The organism is Pseudomonas sp. BN607 (assembly GCF_029871175.1).
Lineage (GTDB): Bacteria > Pseudomonadota > Gammaproteobacteria > Pseudomonadales > Pseudomonadaceae > Aquipseudomonas.
Genome location: NZ_SSOE01000042.1, coordinates 31,938 through 48,972, shown reverse-complemented (window position 1 = coordinate 48,972; position 17,035 = coordinate 31,938). Strand labels below are relative to the sequence as shown.

The 17,035-nt window shown below is 62.7% G+C and carries 12 protein-coding genes; 7 read left to right on the top strand and 5 right to left on the bottom strand.

Annotated elements, in window-relative coordinates; genetic code table 11:
* Positions 1-32: 32 nt before the first annotated feature.
* Positions 33-938 carry a TauD/TfdA family dioxygenase gene (locus E8E68_RS11190; protein WP_266033637.1) on the top strand — a complete coding sequence of 302 codons (906 nt, stop codon included), beginning with the start codon at positions 33-35 and terminating at the stop codon, positions 936-938.
* Between the two features lie 105 nt (positions 939-1,043).
* Here the strand turns inward: E8E68_RS11190 and E8E68_RS11185 are convergent, their stop codons facing one another.
* Positions 1,044-1,958: a LysR family transcriptional regulator gene (locus E8E68_RS11185; protein WP_266033639.1), complete on the bottom strand. Its 915-nt coding sequence runs from the start codon at positions 1,956-1,958 to the stop codon at positions 1,044-1,046.
* Positions 1,959-2,151: 193 nt separating this feature from the next.
* Here E8E68_RS11185 and E8E68_RS11180 point away from each other — a divergent pair, with 193 nt between their 5' ends.
* The 5 genes from E8E68_RS11180 to E8E68_RS11160 all read left to right on the top strand — a co-directional run bounded on the left by E8E68_RS11180 (position 2,152) and on the right by E8E68_RS11160 (position 10,761).
* The gene (locus E8E68_RS11180) at positions 2,152-4,491 is read left to right on the top strand and encodes a TonB-dependent receptor (RefSeq protein ID WP_266033641.1); all 2,340 of its coding nucleotides are present in this window, start codon (positions 2,152-2,154) and stop codon (positions 4,489-4,491) included.
* 17 nt (positions 4,492-4,508) lie between these two features.
* Positions 4,509-6,185: an aryl-sulfate sulfotransferase gene (locus E8E68_RS11175; protein ID WP_266033643.1), complete on the top strand. Its 1,677-nt coding sequence runs from the start codon at positions 4,509-4,511 to the stop codon at positions 6,183-6,185.
* A gap of 276 nt (positions 6,186-6,461) precedes the next feature.
* Positions 6,462-7,904: an NADP-dependent succinate-semialdehyde dehydrogenase gene (gene gabD, locus E8E68_RS11170; protein WP_280341375.1), complete on the top strand. Its 1,443-nt coding sequence runs from the start codon at positions 6,462-6,464 to the stop codon at positions 7,902-7,904.
* 183 nt (positions 7,905-8,087) lie between these two features.
* Positions 8,088-9,365 carry a 4-aminobutyrate--2-oxoglutarate transaminase gene (gene gabT, locus E8E68_RS11165; RefSeq protein WP_110744842.1) on the top strand — a complete coding sequence of 426 codons (1,278 nt, stop codon included), beginning with the start codon at positions 8,088-8,090 and terminating at the stop codon, positions 9,363-9,365.
* A 136-nt stretch (positions 9,366-9,501) separates the two neighbouring features.
* Positions 9,502-10,761 carry a response regulator gene (locus E8E68_RS11160; RefSeq protein ID WP_266033648.1) on the top strand — a complete coding sequence of 420 codons (1,260 nt, stop codon included), beginning with the start codon at positions 9,502-9,504 and terminating at the stop codon, positions 10,759-10,761.
* An 84-nt stretch (positions 10,762-10,845) separates the two neighbouring features.
* Here E8E68_RS11160 and E8E68_RS11155 read toward each other — a convergent pair whose 3' ends face one another.
* Entirely contained in the window at positions 10,846-11,874 is a 1,029-nt protein-coding gene (locus tag E8E68_RS11155) for a sensor domain-containing diguanylate cyclase (protein WP_266033652.1), read from the bottom strand.
* Between the two features lie 99 nt (positions 11,875-11,973).
* Positions 11,974-13,158, bottom strand: a complete 1,185-nt coding sequence (gene desA, locus E8E68_RS11150) for a delta-9 fatty acid desaturase DesA (RefSeq protein WP_266033655.1) — start codon at positions 13,156-13,158, stop codon at positions 11,974-11,976.
* 146 nt (positions 13,159-13,304) lie between these two features.
* On the opposite strand from desA, the gene dibA reads away from it, so the two are divergent.
* The gene (gene dibA, locus E8E68_RS11145; RefSeq protein WP_280341368.1) at positions 13,305-15,200 is read left to right on the top strand and encodes a phosphodiesterase DibA; all 1,896 of its coding nucleotides are present in this window, start codon (positions 13,305-13,307) and stop codon (positions 15,198-15,200) included.
* 90 nt (positions 15,201-15,290) lie between these two features.
* Here dibA and E8E68_RS11140 read toward each other — a convergent pair whose 3' ends face one another.
* Both E8E68_RS11140 and E8E68_RS11135 read right to left on the bottom strand, forming a co-directional pair.
* Positions 15,291-15,935 (bottom strand): methionine ABC transporter permease, encoded by a 645-nt coding sequence (locus tag E8E68_RS11140; RefSeq protein WP_266033662.1) that lies wholly within the window; start codon positions 15,933-15,935, stop codon positions 15,291-15,293.
* Complete coding sequence (locus tag E8E68_RS11135; RefSeq protein ID WP_280341363.1) at positions 15,925-17,034, bottom strand: methionine ABC transporter ATP-binding protein; 1,110 nt, start codon at positions 17,032-17,034, stop codon at positions 15,925-15,927. The genes E8E68_RS11140 and E8E68_RS11135 overlap by 11 nt, the downstream gene beginning before the upstream one ends.
* Position 17,035: the final 1 nt, after the last annotated feature.

Sequence of the window (17,035 nt, the reverse complement as noted above, 5' to 3'; positions counted from 1 at the left end):
GCAACCCGACCATCACCGCAAGGACCACAACCATGAGCAATGCCGCCCTGGCCACCGCGCCACAACCCCTCGAACTCGATATTCACCCGGTTGCCGGGCGTATCGGCGCCGAAATTCGCGGGGTACAGCTGTCCGCCGACCTCGACGCCGCCACCCTCGATGCCATCCAGGCTGCCCTGGTGAAACACAAGGTCATCTTCTTCCGTGGCCAGACGCACCTCGATGACCACAGCCAGGAAGCCTTCGCCAAGCTGCTCGGCGAGCCCGTGGCCCACCCCACCGTGCCGGTGGTGGACGGCACCAGCTACCTGTTGCAGCTCGACGGCGCCGAGGGCCAGCGGGCCAACTCCTGGCACACTGACGTGACGTTCGTCGACGCCTACCCCAAGGCCTCGATCCTGCGCAGCGTGGTGGCGCCTGCCTCCGGTGGCGACACCGTGTGGGCCAACACGGCTGCGGCTTATCAAGAGCTGCCTGAACCGCTGCGCGAGCTGGCCGATAAACTGTGGGCGGTGCACAGCAACGAGTACGACTACGCCAGCATCAAGCCTGACGTGGACCCCTCCAAGCTGGAGCGTTATCGCAAGGTGTTCACCTCCACGGTGTACGAGACCGAGCACCCGGTGGTGCGAGTGCACCCGATCAGTGGCGAGCGGGTACTGCAACTGGGGCACTTCGTTAAGCGCATCAAGGGTTATTCGTTGGCGGATTCGCAGCACCTGTTCGCGGTGTTGCAAGGGCATGTGACGCGCCTTGAGAACACCGTGCGCTGGCGCTGGCAGGCGGGGGACGTAGCGATCTGGGATAACCGGGCAACGCAGCATTATGCGGTGGATGATTATGGGACTCAGCCGCGCGTGGTGCGGCGGGTGACCTTGGCCGGGGAGGTGCCGGTGGGTGTGGATGGCCAGTTGAGCCGGACAACTCGCAAGGGCTGAGAGGTTCAGATGACCCTGTGGGAGCGGGTTCACCCGCGAATACGATGGTGAATTCACCGACGCATTCGCCGGTGAACCCGATCTCACAGGCGGGGTACCCGCCTGTTACATCTCGGTATCACAGGCAATCAACTGCCTGACCAGCGCCTGCGCCAACGGCGACAAGCCATACCCCACCCGGCTTACCACGCCATAGCGGGTATGGCACGCCTCTTCCTGCTCTGGCGTCAGGTCCGCCAGCTTCAACTGCACCAGCCCGCCCTCGCGTTGATACGGCTGCAAATTGGCATTGCAGGCAATGCCGATGGTGTCCGAATGCAGTACCACATTCAGCAACGCGTACCCGTGCTCGCACTCCACTGCAGGCAAGAAGTCCTGCCGCCCGCTGAGGTCGCTGAGGATCTTGCGGATGTTCGGCGGGCGGAAGGTGGTGGCCATCGGGTAATCGAACAGGTCGCGCGCCTGCACGGTCTCCTGCTGGGTCAGAGGGTGCCCGGCGCGGCAGCAGAAATGCCAGCGCTGTGGCGTCAGCTTGTGCACTTGGTAATCCGGGTCGGATTCGAACTGGCGTGTGTCGGCGACGAAGAACTCGATCTCCTCGGCCACCAGCTTACGGTTCAATGCTTGCCAGTTGTCCACCTGGAAGCAGGTTCGCGCCGCTGGGTACTCGGCAACGAAGCGCGCTACCGCCCGCGGCACCAGACCACCGGCCGGCGCTGGGCCAGAACCGAAGCGCACCACGCCGGTGGTGGCACCGTTGAACTGGTGAATTTCGTTTACCAGCTTGTGTGCCCCATGCACTAGCCGCCGCGAGTGCTCCAGCACCAGAAGACCCTGGCGGGTGGGTGCCAGCTCCTTGCTGGCGCGGTCGACCAGGCGGCAGCCGACGTTGTGTTCCAGGGTCTGAATGCTACGGCTGAAGGCCGATTGCGACAGATTCACCGCCGCCGCTGCCGCGACGAAGCTGCGGTGTTCGACAAGGGCGATGTAGTGGCGCAGCTGACGCAGATCGATATGCATTTTCTACATTGAAACCTTCGGTGAAATGCAATTGCTGACAAGGGTGAGTCCCCTTATAAAGGGACTTACTTATTCCACAAAATATGAAATACAAATATTTATATCTCTTAAAAGAATATAAGCCCGACTGACCGCGATTCGGTTCCGCCAACGGAAATGCTCGCCCAGGGCCCATGCCTCAAGGAGCATTTGCATGTCCGGACTTTCCCGTTGGCCTGCGCGCGCGTCGCGTTTCACCCTGCAACCCTTGGCCGCTGGCGTACTGCTGGCGGCATCCTCTGGCAGCTTCGCTGAAGACGCGGTCATTGCCGCCAGCCCGACGGTGGAGCAGGAAGCCAAGCTAGGCACCGTCACGGTCAACGCCCGCCGCCGCGAAGAAACCGCGCAGAGCGTGCCCACGCCGATCAGCGTGCTCGACAGCGAAACCCTGGAAACCCAGCACATCTACCGCGTGCAGGATTTGCAACAGCTGGTGCCCAGCACCAACGTCGCCTACGTGCATGCCCGCCAGTCGAGCATCTCGATTCGTGGCCTGGGTAACAACCCGGCCAGCGATGGCTTGGAGGGCAGCGTTGGCATCTATCTCGACAACGTCTACCTCGGTCGCCCCGGCATGGCGGTATTCGACCTGCTGGATGTGGAGCAGCTGGAAGTACTGCGCGGCCCGCAGGGCACGCTGTTCGGCAAGAACACGACTGCCGGCGTGCTCAACATCACCACGCGCAAGCCGACTTTCCACCGCGAAGGCAGCATTCAGCAGTCGATCGGGGAGGACGGCTATCTGCAAACCCAGGGCAGTTTCTCGGGGCCGATCAGCGATACCCTGGCCGGGCGCATCAGTGCCTACCGCACCGAAGACGATGGCTACGTCAAGAACATCCACAACGGTGACGATCTCAACGGCGGCAAGCGCCAAGGCTTTCGCACCCAGCTGCTGTTCAAACCCAGCGAAACCTTCAACCTGCGCTGGATAGGCGAATACAACGAAGAAGACTCCAACAACGGCATCCTCAGCCTGTACAGCACCGGCCCCACCATCAATGGCGTGAACCGCTACGAAAGCCTGGCTGCCCAGGCGGGCGCAACGCTGGTGTCGGGCAAGGACCGGAAGGTCAATTTCGACGCTGACCAGCAGGTGACGGTTTTCCAGGGCGGCACTTCGGTGGAGGCCAACTGGACCCTGCCCAACGACTTCACCCTGACGTCGATCACTGCCTACCGCTGGTGGGACTTCACCCCGCGCAACGACGATGGTCTGAACGTGCCAGTGTTCTATAGCGCCGGGGTTTCGGTACGTGACAAGCAGTACTCGCAAGAAATCCGCCTGGCTTCACCTACGGGTGGCGCCTTCGACTACGTGCTGGGTGCCTATTACTTCAAGCAGGATCTGGACAATAAATCCTTTACTTACTATGGGCCGCAGGCGGATGTCTGGAACCTCACACCAGCCGGGGCACTGAACAACGTCAACACCATTGGCGATGGGCACATCGATACCGACAGTTATGCGCTGTTCGCCCAAGGCACCTGGCATGTCACCGACCGACTGGATTTTACCGCCGGCATCCGGGGCACCTATGAAGAAAAGAGCGCCTGGGTGACCCGCGATGCACCGGAGGGCGGCGCCGCTGTCACCGGGGCTGCTGCCACCGCGCGCCAGGCTCGCATAGGGGCCTACGATTCGGGCGACCTCAACCAGTACAGCTTCAGCCCCTCCGGCCTGTTGGGCCTGAGCTACCGCTTCAACGAACAGCTGCTGGGCTACGCCACCCTGACCCATGGTGAGAAGTCTGGTGGCATCAACCTCACGGTTGGCGCTGCGCCCCGGCTGGGCACCGATTCGCTGCTGGTCGGCACCGAGCGGGTCAACAATGCCGAGCTGGGTCTGAAAAGCACCCTGTTCGACGGCCGCCTGCAGCTCAACAGCAACCTGTTCTGGGCCGAAGTGCACGGCTACCAGGCCAACGTTTATGACCAGATCAACCGCGTGCAGTACCTGGCCAACGCCGGCCGCGTGCGCTCGCGTGGCCTGGAGTTCGAGGCCACGGCGCTGCCGGTCCGCGGCCTCACGGTCAACTTCAACGGCTCGTGGAACGACGTGCGCTACACCGAATACAAGGACGCACCATGCCCGCCCGAAGTGAGCCTGGCCAACGCCACCGCCACCTGCGACCTGTCCGGGCACCAGGTGGTTGGCGCCTCCAAGTACATCGCCAACCTGAACACGCAGTACAAGTGGCAGGCCAGCGAGCATGTCGAGCCCTACGTCACCGCCAGCTACGCCTTCCGTTCAAAGGCAGTGGGCACCATCGACGACTCCGATTTCGGCCAGATCCCTAGCTACGCGCTGGTCAACCTTTCCGCTGGTGTGCGCCTGGACCAGGGCGACGGCGTGGTCGACCTGTCGCTGTGGGTGAAAAACGCCGGCGATAAGACCTACTTCACCAGCCTGTGGAACTCCGCCAACGGTGGCTATGCCGGCGTGCTAGGCACGCCGCGTACGTTCGGTGCCACTGCCCGTTACGACTTCTGAGCACAAGGAGCTTTGCCATGAATGCCAAGACTGAAACCCCTGTACTGCCTGAAGGCGCGTGCCTGACCGCCAAGGTCCCCGAGCGTGGCGAGGCGCTGCTCGGTGATGTGGTGGTCAACCCGTATCGCCTGGCGCCGCTGACCGCGATCATTCGCGACGGAGGGCGTAGCCTGAGTAACGCGCACGTGCGCGTGCTGGGCCGCGGCGAACGCGGTGTAGACATTGCCTACGAAGTCTCCGACCGTTCGCTGTGGACCTACGGCGGTATCCCTGTATTCGGCCTGTACCCGGACCACGTGAACCAGGTGGAGGTGACCTACAAGCTGGACGGCGAGCGTGTTCGCGAGCAGTACCAGATCTACGCTCCGGCCGTCCGCCTGCCGGTGGTGGCCAGGCAGACTGCCGCGCTACCGGAGGTCGAGCCGATCAAGGTCGCGGCAGGGTTCGAAAAACGCCTGTACCTGTTCAACCACTTGCAAGGTGACATTCCTGGTGGCCGCGCCTTTAAATGGAACGCATTGGGCGGCGCAGCAGAATGGGACCAGGTGGGCAACAACTGGATTGCCGACAGCAATGGCGATGTGCGCTGGTACCTGGATATTGAACAGATCCACGACTCTAACCGCCGTGACAGTTTGGGCGGCACCATGGGCTTCCAGCAGACCCGCGATGGCAAGCTGATCTGGGGGCAGGGCCAGACCTACTCCAAGTACGATCTGCTGGGCCGACGCATCTGGCAGCGCAGCCTGCCTGACAAATTTGCCGATTTCTCCCACGAAATCCGCGAGACCACCAATGGCACTTACCTGTTACGGGTTGGCACCAGCGACTACCGCCGTCCCGATGGCAAACGCGTGCGTTCGATCCGTGACCACATCATCGAGGTCAACGAGGCCGGGGATGTGCTGGACTTCTGGGACCTGAACCAGATTCTCGACCCGTACCGCGGCGACCTGCTGGAGACCCTGGGCAAGGCGGCCATCCAGTTGCCGCCGGGTGTGCAGAAGCAGGACGAGCGGCTGGCCAACGAGCTGGCCGAGGGTGACTTGCCCTTTGGCGATACCCCGGGTGTGGGTACCGGGCGCAACTGGGCCCACGTCAATGCCATCGATTACGATGCCGATGACGACAGCATCATCGTTTCAGCACGCCATCAGGGCGTGGTGAAGATAGGGCGTGACAAGCAGGTGAAATGGATTCTTGCCTCGCCTCAAGGCTGGCCTGAGCGCTTGCGCGACAAGGTGCTGACGCCGGTCGCGAGCGAAAACTTCGATTGGTCGTGGACCCAGCACACTGCTTGGCTCACCGGCAAAGGCACGCTGACTGTGTTCGATAACGGCTGGGGGCGCGACTTTGCGCCAACCAAGCTTGCCGGCAACTATAGCCGGGCGGTGGAGTACCGCATCGACGAGGGCAAGGGTACGGTCGAGCAGGTGTGGGAGTACGGCAAGGAGCGTGGCGACGAGTGGTACAGCCCGGTGACCTCGGTGGTGGCCTACCGGCCAGAGACCGACACCCAGTTCATCTACTCGGCTTCGGTGAACTTCCTCACCCCTGAGAAACTGACCACCACCGTGCTCAACGAGGTGCGGCGCGGAACGCAGGAGGTGCTGGTGGAGCTGAAGGTGCATAGCCGGCAGCCTGGCAGTGTTGGCTACCGGGCTCTGGTGATCGACCTGGCCAAGGCATTCTGATCCACCCCCTTCGGGAGGGCCGTCGGTCCTCCCTTCACATTTCTTTCTGTTCATTCGTCTAACCTGTAACGGCCCTTTCGCGGGCATGCCCGCGAAGAGGCCGTTTGCCACTACCGAAATGATGAAATTTCCGCCCGGCTGTTCAACCATTCGTTCTTTTTTTCGAACAGCCTATTGTCCAACACCCCAGCAGCCGCTTAGCATTCGTTTGAGATTTCAAACGCTCGATGCCCTGCCTTGGGCGCTTTTCAACAATCAACAATTCGGGAAGCCGACATGCAGCTCAAAGACGCTCAGTTGTTCCGCCAGCAAGCCTATATCAATGGTGAGTGGCTGGATGCGGACAATGGCCAGACCATCAAGGTGACCAACCCGGCCACCGGTGAAGTCATCGGTACCGTGCCGAAGATGGGCACCGCGGAAACCCGCCGCGCCATCGAAGCTGCCGACAAGGCCCTGCCGGCCTGGCGTGCCCTGACCGCCAAAGAGCGTTCGACCAAGCTGCGTCGCTGGTTCGAACTGATGATCGAGAACCAGGACGACCTGGCTCGCCTGATGACCACCGAACAAGGTAAGCCACTGGCCGAAGCCAAGGGCGAAATCGCCTACGCCGCCTCGTTCATCGAGTGGTTCGCCGAAGAAGCCAAGCGCGTCTACGGTGACACCATTCCTGGCCACCAGCCAGACAAGCGCCTGATCGTCATCAAGCAGCCAATCGGCGTTACCGCGGCCATCACCCCGTGGAACTTCCCAGCCGCCATGATCACCCGTAAAGCTGGCCCGGCCCTGGCCGCTGGCTGCACCATGGTGCTCAAGCCTGCTTCGCAGACCCCGTACTCCGCCCTGGCCCTGGTCGAGCTGGCCCACCGCGCCGGTATCCCGGCTGGCGTGCTGAGCGTGGTCACCGGCAGCGCTGGCGAAGTTGGCGGCGAACTGACCGGTAACTCCCTGGTACGCAAGCTGTCCTTCACCGGTTCGACCGAAATCGGTCGCCAGCTGATGGAAGAATGCGCCAAGGACATCAAGAAGGTTTCCCTGGAACTGGGTGGCAACGCCCCGTTCATCGTGTTCGACGACGCCGACCTGGACAAGGCGGTCGAGGGCGCGATCATCTCCAAGTACCGCAACAACGGCCAGACCTGCGTCTGCGCCAACCGTATCTACGTGCAGGACGGCGTCTACGATGCGTTCGCAGAGAAGCTGGCCGCTGCGGTTGCCAAGCTGAAGATCGGTAACGGTCTGGAAGACGGCACCACTACTGGCCCGCTGATCGACGGCAAGGCTGTCGCCAAGGTCCAGGAGCACATTGAAGACGCCGTTTCCAAAGGCGCCAAAGTGCTGTCCGGTGGCAAGCTCATCGAAGGCAACTTCTTCGAACCGACCATCCTGGTCGACGTACCGAAGACTGCTGCCGTCGCCAAGGAAGAGACCTTCGGCCCACTGGCGCCGCTGTTCCGCTTCAAGGACGAAGCCGAAGTCATCGCCATGTCCAACGACACCGAGTTCGGCCTGGCTTCGTACTTCTACGCCCGCGACATGAGCCGTGTGTTCCGTGTTGCCGAAGCCCTGGAATACGGCATGGTGGGTATCAACACCGGCCTGATCTCCAACGAAGTGGCGCCGTTCGGTGGCATCAAGGCTTCGGGCCTGGGCCGCGAAGGTTCCAAGTACGGTATCGAGGACTACCTCGAAATCAAATACCTGTGCATCAGCGTCTGATAGCAGGGTAAAGGTTTTACCTCTGCCAGCGGGGCGCGAGAGCGACGCCTCGCTGGCCTTTTTTACATCGCAGTACCTGGTGGCCAGGGCGTTCACGGCAGTCGATCAACGAATACTGTTCGCGAGCACTCCCAGCCACCCCCGAATAAAAGCGCCATATTCAACCGGCGCAATGAGGGCATTATGAGCAAGACCAACGAATCCTTGATGCAACGTCGTGTAGCTGCCGTCCCACGTGGCGTCGGCCAGATCCACCCGATCTTCGTCGACACCGCGAAGAACTCGACCGTGATCGACGTTGAAGGCCGCGAACTGATCGACTTCGCCGGCGGCATCGCAGTACTGAACACCGGCCACCTGCACCCGAAAGTGGTTGCAGCGGTGCAAGAGCAGCTGACCAAGGTCAGCCACACCTGCTTCCAGGTGCTGGCCTACGAACCCTACGTAGAGCTGTGCGAAAAGATCAACAAGCTGGTACCAGGCGACTTCGACAAGAAGACCCTGCTGGTCACCACCGGCTCCGAAGCCGTTGAGAACGCCGTCAAGATCGCCCGTGCCGCCACTGGCCGCGCCGGCGTCATCGCCTTCACCGGCGGCTACCACGGCCGTACCATGATGACCCTGGGCCTGACCGGCAAGGTCGTGCCGTACTCCGCTGGCATGGGCCTGATGCCAGGCGGCATTTTCCGCGCCCTGTTCCCGAGCGAACTGCACGGTATCAGCGTTGACGACGCCATTGCCTCGGTCGAGCGTATCTTCAAGAACGACGCCGAGCCGCGTGACATCGCCGCGATCATCCTCGAGCCTGTACAAGGCGAAGGCGGCTTCCTGCCAGCGCCAAAAGAGCTGATGAAGCGCCTGCGCGCCCTGTGCGACCAGCACGGCATCCTGCTGATCGCCGACGAAGTACAGACTGGCGCTGGCCGTACTGGCACTTTCTTCGCCATGGAACAGATGGGCGTTGCGCCTGACCTGACCACCTTCGCCAAATCCATCGCTGGCGGCTTCCCGCTGGCGGGTGTGTGCGGCAAGGCCGAGTACATGGACGCCATCGCTCCAGGCGGCCTGGGTGGTACCTACGCCGGCTCGCCGATCGCTTGCGCCGCGGCCCTGGCCGTGATCGAAGTGTTCGAAGAAGAAAAACTGCTGGACCGCAGCAAGGCTGTGGGTGAGCGCCTGACCGCCGGCCTGCGTGAAATCCAGAAGAAGCACCCGATCATCGGCGACGTCCGTGGTCTGGGCTCGATGATTGCCGTCGAAGTGTTCGAGAAGGGCACTCACACCCCTAACGCTGCTGCTGTTGGCCAGGTTGTGGCCAAGGCACGTGAGAAGGGTCTGATCCTGCTGTCTTGCGGCACCTACGGCAACGTCCTGCGAATCCTGGTTCCGCTGACCGCCGAAGACGCGCTGCTGGACAAAGGCCTGGCTATCATCGAAGAGTGCTTCGCTGAAATCGCTTGATGTGACACGCTTCAGAAAAAACCCGCTTCGGCGGGTTTTTTTTGTGCCATGAAAAGCCATGTGGCGCTATGGTTGTGGAAGGACTTGCTCAGGAAGCTGCGAAGGACTGCGTGTCAGGGATTTTCAGGAGTTGGCGATGAACGCTGCAGACCCCACCCCACCAAGCGTATTGATTGTCGAAGGCGACCCTTGGGTACGTGACATGCTCAGCGAAATGCTGCTCAGCGTGCGCTGTGACGCCCGCTTGCAGGTGTGTGCAGACGGCTCGCAGGCGCTCAGCGCGCTGGCTGGCAAACCCGACCTGATCATCGCCGCGCGTGAGCTGGCCGGTGTCGACGGCCTCGACCTGTTGCGCAAGGTGCGCGCCAAGGGGCTGGCGCTGCCGTTCATCCTCATGAGCAACCGCAGCGACAGCGCCAGCGTGCGCGAAGCGTTGCCGCTGCACCCCACGGCTTACCTGAGCAAGCCGCTGAATCTGGATACCCTGCGCAAGCGCCTGGAAGAGCTGCTGGTGGCCGTTGGCGAAGAAATCGCCTGCCCGGTGCCGGCCTTGCAGGCGGGTGCCAACCTGCCCACCTATCTGGAACAGCGGCGGGCGAATGCCGATGGCGGGCCGCTGCTGGCTGATGTGCAATTGGCGATCAAGCGCGCGCTCAATCCCCAGGGCCTGAACCTCAAGGTGCTGGAAGAGGAGGTGCGTAACGACCCGCAGGTTACCGCCGTGTTGATCGCGGCCGCCAACAGTGCCGCGCTGCACCGTGAAGCGCCAGTGCAAACGTTGCTGCAGGCCTTGAACAAGCTTGGCAGTACCCAGAGCATGAACCTGATTCTGGGCATGACCCTCAAGCGCAGCGCGCGGCTCAGCGACCCGTTGCTGGCGCAGCACGCCGCCCGGTACTGGGACCTTTCACTGCATACCGCCGAATATGGTCGGACCTTGGCGCGCATGCTCGAGCTGGACGAAGGCCGCTGCTATTGCGCGGGGTTGCTGCATTGCCTGGGCGACCTGGCGGTGCTGCGCTGCCTGCAAGAGTGGCGGTTGGCCGGGGGCGAGCTGGACGAACGCAACGTGCAGCAATCGCTGGATGAGTTCGGGGCGGCGTTCGGCTCGGCGCTACGTACACGCTGGCGTCTGCCGCTGGCCTTGCGCGAATTGATCGCGGCGATCTACCAGTTAGGTGGCGGCGTGTATTCGAGGGAGATTCTGGCCATGAACCTGGCGGGGCAGTTATCGCGACTGCCGGCCGAGCAGGGGCTGGAGAAAGTGGCCAGTGGCAAGACCGCGCGCTTGCTGAAGCTGGGCCTGCCGGAGCTGAAACGGCTGCGCAAGGTGGATAACCCTGAGGTGAAGCCCCAGGAAGAGCCGCCTGTGGCGGAGGCTGAAGCGCCCAGCTGAGATTTTGGGGCCGCTCTGCGGCCCTTCGCGGGCTTGCCCGCTCCCACAGGGGGCAGCGTATTCTTGCCGAACCTGGGGGATGGGTCAGCTGCGGACGATCTGGTTCTTGCCTTGCCGCTTGGCCTGGTACATCGCGGCATCGGCCCGGGCGTACAGGCTGTCCAGGGTCACATCTTCCTCGGTCAGCCCGGTCAGCCCTTGGCTCACCGTCACGCCGTAAGTCTGTTCGCCATGGCTGAAGCTCAAACGCTGGATCTGCCGCTGCAGGCGCTCGGCAATTTGCTCTGCTACCTGCGCATCGCAACCCGGGAATACCGCCGCAAACTCCTCGCCCCCAATGCGCCCGAACAGGTCGCCACGGCGTAGCACAGCCTTGCCGCTGTCGGCGATGTGCTGCAGCACCTGGTCGCCTTCTTGGTGGCCGTAGCTGTCGTTGATGCACTTGAAGTCGTCAATGTCCAGCAACAGGAAGGCCAGCGGCGTACCGTCTTCGCGGGCGCTGTCGAACGCTTGCTGGGCACATTCGAAGAAGTGCCTGCGGTTGCTGCTCTGGGTCAGCACATCGGTGGTGGCCAGGCGTTGCAGTTCGCCTTCCAGCTGCTTCTTCTCGGTGATGTCCTCGGCGATGCCGACAATGATCACCCGGTCGCCGTCGCGCTGTTGGTTGATGTAGCACTTGTCGCTCAACCAGCGCAGCTGCCCGTCGGCATTGATGATGCGGTACTCGCGGTCTTCCACCGCGCCTTTGAGCAGCACCTGGGCCAGGCTGCGTTCGGCGAACTCCAGGTCGTCGGGGTAAATACTGTCGCGCCACTCGTTGTAGTCGGCCAGCACCAGGCTGGCAGGGCGGCCAAAGATGCGCTCGTAGGCAGGGCTGACGTACAGCACCTGGCGGGTTTCCCAATCGAAGGCCCAAAGCACTGCGTTGACGCTGTCGAGCAACGAGCTGAACAGCTGTTCACGCTCGCTCAGGCGGGCAACTTCGCCTTGGGCATGCAGTAACGCCAGTAAAGTCTGGGCAGCCTCGGGTGGTGGAATGCCGGGCAGTGTGGTTGGAATGTTCTTGGCCATGAGCACGAAGCGGGTCTCAACGTGAAAGCGTGCGGCCAGCATCCGGCCCGCCACGCGGGCGATGTGCCAAGTTTGAGTGAGCGGGAGGGGGGGAAGTTCCAAGCGGTACGCCCCGCTCTGGGGCGTACCGATCAACGGCGGTCAGGCGCCAGTCGGACGCAGGGAGTAGGTCTTGAGTTGTGCTGCGAAGTCACGCAAGGCATGGATACCGCTGGTTTCGGCCTCATGTACCCATTCCTTCATGGCGGCCAGCATGTCGTGACCATTGGCGCTGGTACGCGCCCAGATCTGCTGCAGCGCCAGGCGCTTCTCATAGATGGTCTTCAGCGCCTGGCTGTGCGCCAGCATCGACTCGATGCGCACATGATGGCGGTCTTCGAGCAGGCTGGTTTCACGCGACAGCAGGCGTTTGGCGCGGCGGAAGTGATGGCTAACCGAGGCATCGACGCGAGCCAGTTCCTGCTTTACCAGGGGGCCAATCACCAGCTTGCGGTATTGGGCCATGATCTGGAAGCGGTTGTTGAGGATGGCCATGGCGGTGTCCATGTCCAGGCTGCCTTTGCCTGCGACCCGGTGGGCAATCGGCGCCACGCGCTGTACCTTGGCCAGGCGCAGCAGGCAGAACAGGCGGATCCACGCCCAGCCCATGTCGAATTCCCAACGCTTGACCGACAGCTTGGCCGAGTTGGGGTAGGTGTGGTGGTTGTTGTGCAGCTCTTCGCCACCGATGACGATGCCCCACGGCACCAGGTTGGTGGCGGCGTCACGGCATTCGAAATTGCGATAGCCGAGCGCGTGGCCCAGCCCGTTGACCACACCGGCGGCCCAGAACGGGATCCACATCATCTGCACCGCCCAGATGGTGATGCCGATGGTGCCGAACAACAGCAGGTCGATCACCGCCATCAACGCAATGCCGCCCAGCTTGTAGCGTGAGTAGAGGTTGCGCTCGATCCAGTCTTCAGGGCAGTTCTTGCCATAGATGCGCAGGGTTTCGGGGTTGCGTGCCTCTTCGCGGTACAGCTCGGCCCCTTTGCGCAACACCGTACCCAGGCCCTTGTGTACAGGGCTATGCGGGTCGTCGGGGGTTTCGCACTTGGCGTGGTGCTTGCGGTGGACCGCGGTCCACTCGCGGGTGTTCTGTGCCGTGGTAAGCCAAAGCCAGAAGCGGAAGAAATGCTTGAGCACACCGTTGAGCTCCAGCGCCCGGTGCGCGGAGTAGCGATGCAGGTAGACCGTGACGCTGACGATGGTCACGTGCGTCATCAGCAGGGTGATGCCGACCAGTTGCCAGGCCGACAAGTCGAGCAGGCCGTTGTACCACATAGGTGTAGAAACCCTCGTAATGCGGGGGAAAGGGGTGATTATCCCTTGGTAGGGAAATAAAACCAGTCAACTGTTCAGATAGGAGGTCACGGCATGTTTCAGCCTTTATAATGCCCCCTCCTTCTTGATGGGCTATCGCACCCGACATGTCTGTTTCTGTTCGCGACGCCTTGCGCATGGCTGCGCTGTATGTGGTGCTCTCGATCCTCTGGCTGGCGCTGGCCGAGGTGGTGCTGCACAGCATGACTGATGATCCCCTGGCACTGACCGTGGGGCGGCAGATCAACGTGGTGGTCTGGGTACTGCTCAGCGCCGCGCTGATCTATGTATCGCGGGTACGCCTGCTCAATTTCATTGGCCAGGGTGCCCGCCTTCGTTGTGAAGACCGCGAGCGCCTGCGCATGGCCGCCGCGGTATTCGACAGCACCCTGGAAGGTGTGCTGGTGACCGACCGCCAGGGCCTGATCGTGCACGTCAATCGCGCCTTCATGCGCATCACCGGTTACCAGCAGGACGAGGTCGTTGGCCAGCGCCCGAACAAGTTCAAATCGGGCCGCCATGGCTTGGCCTTCTACCAGCAGATCTTCGCCACACTGGCCGAGAAGGGCGAGTGGAGCGGCGAAATCTGGAACCGGCGTAAAAGCGGCGAAATCTACCCGCAATGGCAGACCATTTGCGCCATCCGCGATGATGAGGGTGAGCTGAGCCATTATGTGGCGGTGTTCAGTGATATCAGCGCGATCAAGCATTCGGAACAGGAACTGGCCTATCTGGCCCACCACGATCCGCTGACCGGCCTGCCCAATCGCCTGCTTTTTACCGACCGCGTCGAGCAGGCGGTGGCCGCCGCCCAGGCCAACAAGCGCGGGTGTGCCCTGCTGTTGCTGGACCTGGACCATTTCCAGAGCATCAACGACGGCTTGGGCCACACCATCGGTGACCAGCTGCTGAAGCTGGTGGGCGAACGTCTGGGTGACGTGCTGGGTGCTGGCGTGACGTTGGCGCGCCTGGGCGGCGACGAGTTTGGCGTGTTGGCCGAAAACTGCCAGCAGGTCGGCCAGGCTGGCAAGCTGGCGCAAAGCGTTATCGAGCGCATGCGCGAGCCGTTCCTGTTCGATGACCATCGCCTGTTCATCAGTGTCAGCGCCGGTATCAGCCTGTTCCCCAGCGATGCTTTGAGTGCCGAGCAATTGCTGCGCAATGCCGATTCGGCCTTGTACAAGGCCAAGAGCAATGGCCGCGCGTGTTATGCGTTGTACACCGAAGAGCTGACCGCCCACGCCCAGCACCGGGTGGAGACGGCCGGCGAGCTGCGCCGGGCGCTTGAGCACGATGAACTGCGGGTGTTCTACCAGCCAGTGCACGACTTGGCGACCGGCAGCAAGGTCGGCGTCGAAGCGCTGGTGCGTTGGCAGCACCCGCAGCGTGGACTGGTGCCGCCGGGCGGGTTCATTCCGATTGCCGAGCGCACCGGGCTGATTGCCGAGATCGACGCCTGGGTGCTGCGCCAGGCATGCCGGCAAATGGTGCAATGGCAAGCGGAAGGCCGTCAGCTGGCCTTTGTGGCGGTGAACATTTCCAGCCGCCTGTTTGGCCAGCACGAGCTGTACCGCCAAGTGGCCGATGTGCTGCACGAAACCGGCCTGGACCCGGCCCTGCTGGAGCTGGAAGTCACCGAAAGCGCGGTGATGGAAGACCCGGAGGTGGCGCTGGAGCAACTGCACCGTTTGCGAGAACTGGGTGTGACCTTGGCCATTGATGACTTTGGCACCGGCTATTCATCGCTGCTGCGGCTCAAGCGTTTGCCGGTACAAAAGCTGAAGATCGACCAGGGGTTCGTTGCCGGCTTGCCGCTGGATGAAGATGACATTGCGATCGTACGGGTGATCATCGCCCTGGCACGCAGCATGGGCATGCAGGTGCATGCCGAGGGCATTGAGCAGGCGGAGCAAGCCAGCTTCCTGCTACAGGAGCAGTGCCAGCTGGGGCAGGGGTACTGGTTCGGGCGACCGGTGCCGGCTGGGGATTTGCGCTGGGATTGAGGGTATGGCGCAAGTTGGGCAGCGCCTGTGAGTCCGAGCGCAGCCCGCGCGGCGCTCGACTTACGCCCCACTAAATTCCCCAGGTCATGCTCAACGTTTGTTCAAGCCCTTCGCCAGGCGGTCGCCGCCCAGCTGGATCAGCGCCACCAGCGCCACCAGCATGGCAATCACGGTCAGCATGATCTGGCTGTCGAAACGCTGGTACCCATACCGATAGGCAATGTCGCCCAAGCCCCCGGCACCGATCGCCCCAGCCATGGCCGAGGAGTTGATCAAGGTCACCAGGGTAATGGTGAAGCCCCCGACGATGCCCGGCAGTGCCTCCGGCAACAGCACATGCCAGACGATGTGCCAGCGCCTGCAACCCATGGCCTGCGCGGCCTCCACCAGGCCATGGTCGACTTCACGCAGGCTGACCTCGGCTATCCGTGCAAAGAACGGCGTGGCGGCAATCGTCAGCGGCACCACCGCCGCCCACACGCCATAGGTAGTACCCACCAGCAGGCGGGTAAAGGGGATAAGTGCGACCATCAGGATCAGGAACGGGATCGAACGGAACAGATTGACGAAGGCGCCCAATACCCGGTTCAGCAGCGGCGCCGCGAAGATCCCGCCCTTGTCGCTGGTGACCAGCAGCACCGCCATCGGCACCCCCACCAGCAGGGCGATCAACGACGACACGCCAACCATCAGCAGGGTGTCGAGCAAACCTTGCAGCAGGCGGTCAAACCACATGGCCCAGTACCTCCACATCCTCGGCCCAGCGGCGGGCCCGTTCCAACAGCTGATGGGTATCGTACGGCGCATGCCGCACCGACAGGATCAACCGCCCCAAGGCATGCTCGCCGATGGTTTCCACGCCGCCCTGCAGCAAGCGCACACGGCCGCCCAAGTCATTGAACAGGGCGGATAGCTCTGGCTCGCCGAGCACGGTCAGCTTCAGTACCACGGCACTGTCGCGGCTCGGCGGGCTGGCCCGCAAGCTGGCTTGCAGCGAGGCAGGCAGGCTGGCCTGCAACGGCGCGAGCAAGGTGCGGGTGACGTCGTGGCGTGGGGAGCCAAACACTTGCCAGACCTCGCCCTGTTCGACCACAGCACCGCGCTCCAATACCACTACCCGGTGGCAGATATCGCGGATTACCGCCATTTCGTGGGTAATCAGCACGATGGTCAGGCCCAGGCGCTGGTTGATGTCGCGCAGCAGCTCAAGGATCGAGGCGGTGGTTTCCGGGTCCAGCGCCGATGTGGCCTCGTCGCACAGCAGGATCTCGGGGTCATGCACCAGCGCCCGGGCAATGCCCACACGCTGTTTCTGCCCGCCAGACAGCTGCGCCGGATATACCTGGTGCTTCTCCTGCAGGCCGACCAGCTCCAGTAGCTCGCGCACCTTGCGCTGGCGCTCGGCCTTGGCCACCCCTGCCACCTTCAAAGGCAGTTCGACGTTCTGCCACACGGTCTTGGCTGACATGAGGTTGAAGTGCTGGAAGATCATGCCGATGCGCCGACGCAGCGCCACCAGTTGGTCTTCGTCGAACGGCGCGATATCGACCTGGTCGATCAGCACCCGGCCTTGGCTGGGTTGCTCCAGGCGGTTGATGGTGCGCAGCAGCGACGACTTGCCGGCGCCGCTGCGGCCGATGATGCCGAAGATCTCGCCATGCCGAATGTTCAGGTCGATGCCTTGCAGAGCCGGCTGCGCCTGACCCGGGTAGGTCTTGCCAAGGCCGATGAAGCGCACATGGGCTTGATTGACCTCCGGCCGTAGGGCTTGCTCCCTGGCCGTCAGCGGTAGTGATGAGGTGACGGGCGCCCTGAGCGCGCTGGTCTGGCTCATG

Coding starts and splice junctions, on each gene's coding strand:
- E8E68_RS11140 (WP_266033662.1), bottom strand. CDS start 15,935: ATGTGGTTTGACCGCCTGCTGCAAGGTTTGCTCGACACCCTGCTGATG.
- E8E68_RS11135 (WP_280341363.1), bottom strand. CDS start 17,034: ATGAGCCAGACCAGCGCGCTCAGGGCGCCCGTCACCTCATCACTACCG.
- gabT (WP_110744842.1), top strand. CDS start 8,088: ATGAGCAAGACCAACGAATCCTTGATGCAACGTCGTGTAGCTGCCGTC.
- E8E68_RS11180 (WP_266033641.1), top strand. CDS start 2,152: ATGTCCGGACTTTCCCGTTGGCCTGCGCGCGCGTCGCGTTTCACCCTG.
- E8E68_RS11155 (WP_266033652.1), bottom strand. CDS start 11,874: ATGCTGGCCGCACGCTTTCACGTTGAGACCCGCTTCGTGCTCATGGCC.
- gabD (WP_280341375.1), top strand. CDS start 6,462: ATGCAGCTCAAAGACGCTCAGTTGTTCCGCCAGCAAGCCTATATCAAT.
- E8E68_RS11175 (WP_266033643.1), top strand. CDS start 4,509: ATGAATGCCAAGACTGAAACCCCTGTACTGCCTGAAGGCGCGTGCCTG.
- E8E68_RS11190 (WP_266033637.1), top strand. CDS start 33: ATGAGCAATGCCGCCCTGGCCACCGCGCCACAACCCCTCGAACTCGAT.
- E8E68_RS11160 (WP_266033648.1), top strand. CDS start 9,502: ATGAACGCTGCAGACCCCACCCCACCAAGCGTATTGATTGTCGAAGGC.
- E8E68_RS11185 (WP_266033639.1), bottom strand. CDS start 1,958: ATGCATATCGATCTGCGTCAGCTGCGCCACTACATCGCCCTTGTCGAA.
- desA (WP_266033655.1), bottom strand. CDS start 13,158: ATGTGGTACAACGGCCTGCTCGACTTGTCGGCCTGGCAACTGGTCGGC.
- dibA (WP_280341368.1), top strand. CDS start 13,305: ATGTCTGTTTCTGTTCGCGACGCCTTGCGCATGGCTGCGCTGTATGTG.